A 2,774-nucleotide genomic window follows, 5' to 3' on the forward strand; every position below is an offset into this window, starting at 1 on the left:
TATTTATAGCTTCTGCCAGGCTTCACGTCGTCATCGATATACTCGGCGTTTAGTCTGCCTTTTACCTCGGCGATTTGTCTCCAGTTTTCTTTATTTATATCGGCTTTTTCGATGACATAAGACGCCACGCGAAGGTCTGGATGCGGTCTCCAGATGAGTTTCACGCGCTCGGGTAAATTCGTAAGCGCCCTAACGAAAGGCACGGAATCCATAAGCGCCTTGGTTGTGGCGCTAACCATCATACCGGGGCCTGAAATTTGCTTGCTCGCGTTGTACGTTCTCATCTCGTAGGTATATGTTGTCTCGGGAGCCAAATTTGCATCCACGTAGTGGCTGGCAAAGCGGTCTTTTATGTCGGCTACGACCTTCATTTTGCCGTTATTTTCGTTTGGATTTGAGCGGTATAGATAGTAGCCCGCGACGTTTGAAGTCGGAGTCGGCGTCCACTCAAAGCCCACTTCGGTCATATCGCTGATGGTTTTTAGGCTCTGGACGGTCGGCAAATTCGGATTTACTTGCGCAGGGCCGCTAGAGGATACGCACCCACTCATCACAATGGCTAAAGAGCTCGCTAAGCCCCATAAAATCAATCTTTTCATCTATATTCTCCTTGCTAAATTTGCTAAGTAAAATTTCACTAAAATCATCCCAAATAGGCGCGACGAAGCTCATTTGCCCGCCCGTGCGCGGATGCGTGAAATATAGCCCGTAGGCGTGAAGCATTACTCGGCCGATTTTATCCTTTTCGCTCTTAAAACCGTATAAAGCATCGCCCAAAATATGGCGGTTTAGGCTAGCTAGATGCACTCTTATCTGATGAGTCCTGCCTGTAAAAAGCTTTGCCGCGATCAAATTTACGCCCGCGTTTTTACTCTGCACGGGGCCGTCAAATTCGCTAAAAAGCAAATTCGCAAAGGCGCTTTTTGCCGCGCGGCCGCTTGAAACTATCGCCTTTTTTAGGCGGTTAGCGGGATTTCGTCCGATAGCTCGCTCGACGATGCAGTTTTGCTTGAGCGGCAGATCGGTTAGCGCTAGATAAATGCGCCCCATGCTTTTGTCGCTTAGCTGGCTTGAAAGCGCGGCGTGAGCGGCGTTATTTTTAGCTACGACGATAGCTCCGCTAGTGCCTTTATCTAGCCTGTGCACGATACCCGCCCTGCTTTGTCCGCTTAAATTTGATAGCAAAAATCCCTTCACCCCGAGCCAGTCCACAAGCGTAGGCTCCTTGACGCTAGGAGCGGGATGCACGACTAAATTTGCGGGTTTATTTAGCACGAGCAAATCCTCGTCCTCGTAAATGATCGGCACTTCAAATTCCGCTTCAAATTTAGCCGCTTCAGGCTCGCTTTGCTCAAATTTGATCCTCAAAACGTCGCCCAAATTTAGCTTCGCCGATGGCTTAGTTAGCGGCTTACCGTTTAGGCTAACTAGTCCGCTTTTTATCAAATTTAGCGCTTGGTTTCTAGCGACGTTTAGCTCGGTGGCTAAAAAAGCATCCGCCCTCGCCTGCGTATCATCTAAAATTTTGATCTCTTTTTCCGTCATTTTTAGATTTGTTTCCTTTAAAATGCTATAATCGCTCAAAAAAGGCAAATTTTTGATAAGACTCGATAGGCGAATTTTAACCCATTTTGACTTCGTTCAGCCGTTTTTGATACTTCCTATTATTATTTTATCATACATTTTGGTTTCTGAGGCAAATTCTATCCTAGCCGGCAAGCAGCTTGTATATTTTGGCGTCGGTCTAGCTGCGTTTTTATTTTTCTTTTTGCTTCCTATTCGCAAGATCGCCTGGCTCATACCGCTATTTTACTGGATTTGTATCGTGTTGCTTATTAGCGTAGATTTGTTTGGCACAAGCAAACTGGGCGCAAAAAGATGGCTCGAGTTTCCGTTTATACACTTTACGCTTCAGCCCTCTGAAATCATGAAACCGGCGCTTCTTTTGATGCTAGGCTACCTCATCAAACAGCGCCCGCCAGAGGAAAACGGCTACGGTCTCAAGGACTTTTTACGCCTTAGTTTTTATATCCTTTTGCCTTTCGTGCTGATTTTAAAAGAGCCCGATCTGGGCACCGCGCTCATACTGCTCATCGTGGGCTACGCCGTGCTTTTTATCATCGGGGTAAATAAAAAAATTTGGGTCGCGATATTTGCAGGGATTTTGCTCTCTGCGCCCGTGATCTACGAAAATTTGCACGACTACCAAAAAAAGCGCATTACCGATTTTTTAAGCGAAGAGTCCAACTACCACGTGCGCCAGAGCATCATCGCTATCGGCAGCGGCGGACTAAAGGGCAAGCCAAAAGACGAGGCGACGCAGACGCACTTTAAATTTTTGCCGATTTCGACTAGCGATTTTATTTTTGCTTACACGATCGAGCGATATGGATTTTACGGGGGGCTCGCGCTACTTAGCTTTTACGGAGCGCTGATAGCTCATCTGCTCAGCTTAAACTACGGGCTAAAGGATGATTATTTCACGCAAACGATGGCGTCCGGGATCGGGATACTTATCTTTATCTACGTGAGTATAAATATCATGATGACGATCGGCTTTGCACCTGTGGTGGGCATTCCGCTACCGTTTTACAGCTACGGCGGCAGTAGCTTCGTTACTTTTATGTGCCTTTTTGGGATTTTGCAAAATTTGCTCGCGTTTAGGTTTGATCCGACGTATAGGTTGGTCAAATTTAAAATTTAGCCGTCAGAATTTACCTTTAATTTTAGGTAAATTCTGACGATTCAACCGAATTTGGCTCGCTTTAAGACGA

2 protein-coding genes and 1 pseudogene are annotated in these 2,774 nt (G+C 46.3%); 1 reads left to right on the forward strand and 2 read right to left on the reverse strand.

Annotation, left to right across the window (positions count from 1 at the left end):
- Both Q0338_RS02140 and Q0338_RS02145 read right to left on the reverse strand, forming a co-directional pair.
- Positions 1 to 551, reverse strand: a pseudogene (locus Q0338_RS02140) (hypothetical protein); the annotation flags it as partial.
- Positions 529 to 1,545, reverse strand: coding sequence for an RluA family pseudouridine synthase (locus Q0338_RS02145; RefSeq protein ID WP_298085323.1), 1,017 nt, complete (start codon positions 1,543 to 1,545; stop codon positions 529 to 531). The gene Q0338_RS02145 and the pseudogene Q0338_RS02140, both read right to left, overlap by 23 nt.
- A gap of 52 nt (positions 1,546 to 1,597) precedes the next feature.
- Here Q0338_RS02145 and Q0338_RS02150 point away from each other — a divergent pair, with 52 nt between their 5' ends.
- Positions 1,598 to 2,704, forward strand: a complete 1,107-nt coding sequence (locus Q0338_RS02150; RefSeq protein ID WP_298085324.1) for an FtsW/RodA/SpoVE family cell cycle protein — start codon at positions 1,598 to 1,600, stop codon at positions 2,702 to 2,704.
- The last annotated feature ends 70 nt before the right edge of the window (positions 2,705 to 2,774 follow it).

This window comes from uncultured Campylobacter sp. (assembly GCF_938018145.1).
Taxonomy (GTDB): domain Bacteria; phylum Campylobacterota; class Campylobacteria; order Campylobacterales; family Campylobacteraceae; genus Campylobacter_A.